At 65.0% G+C, this 963-nt stretch carries 1 protein-coding gene; it reads left to right on the forward strand.

Going from position 1 to position 963, the window contains the following annotated elements; all coding sequences use genetic code 11:
* The coding region (locus DMB66_RS60005) for an integrase core domain-containing protein (protein WP_148112984.1) at positions 1 to 592 on the forward strand (592 nt) is incomplete at its 5' end.
* Between the last annotated feature and the right edge of the window lie 371 nt (positions 593 to 963).

The raw sequence follows: 963 nt of genomic DNA on the forward strand, positions 1-963 counted from the left end.
AACCTGGACGCAGTTCCTGACCACCCAGTCCAAAGGGTTACTGGCCTGCGACTTCCTGCACGTGGACACCATCGGTCTGACCCGGGTCTACGTGCTGTTCCTGATGGAGATAGCCACCCGGCGAGTACACATCCTCGGAGTCACCACGAACCCGACGGGCCAGTGGGTGGCGCAGCGGGCTCGCAACCTCATGACCGACCTCGGGCACCGCGTCTCGCAGTTCCGGTACCTGATCCGGGACCGCGACACCACGTACACCACCGTATGCGACGAGGTGTGCGCCAGCGAAGGCATCGAGATCCTGCGGACGCCGCCACGGGCGCCCCGTGCGAACGCCTACGCCGAGCGCTGGGTGCGCACGGCACGCCGTGAGTGTCTGGACCGGATCCTGATCGACAACCGGCGACACCTGCTCGCCGCACTCGACGAATGCGTCCGGCACTACAACCAGCACAGGCCACATCAAGGTCGTGAGCAACGCCTGCCGGCTCAGGGAATGGCCCCAGCACCTGTCACGGATCTGGGCGCCGCACGCGTACGCCGCCGACGCGTCCTCAGCGGGCTGATCAACGAATATTCCCAGGCTGCGTAGCCGAAACCGAGTTTTCGAACGGTACAGGCGCAGCCTTCGCGAGGAGTGCACCGACCGGCTGCTGATCTACCACAACGACACGCCCTCGCGGTGGTCGGCGAGTACGTGAACCACTTCAATAATCACCGGCCGCACCAAGGCCGGCAGCAGCTGCCGCCGAACCACGACCCTGCCGTCGTGATCGCGATGAATGCTCCCGTACGACGCCGGCGACGCCTCGGCCGCGTGATCAACGAGTACCACCGAGCAGCCTGACCTGATCTTCAAAGTACCAGCTCACGGCCACCACGGAGTTTCGGCACGGTACAGGCGCGCCGCGCCGTGTTCGCCTACCTCACCTACTACAACCACGACCGTCTACATTCGACGCT

This window comes from Actinoplanes sp. ATCC 53533 (genome assembly GCF_003947245.1).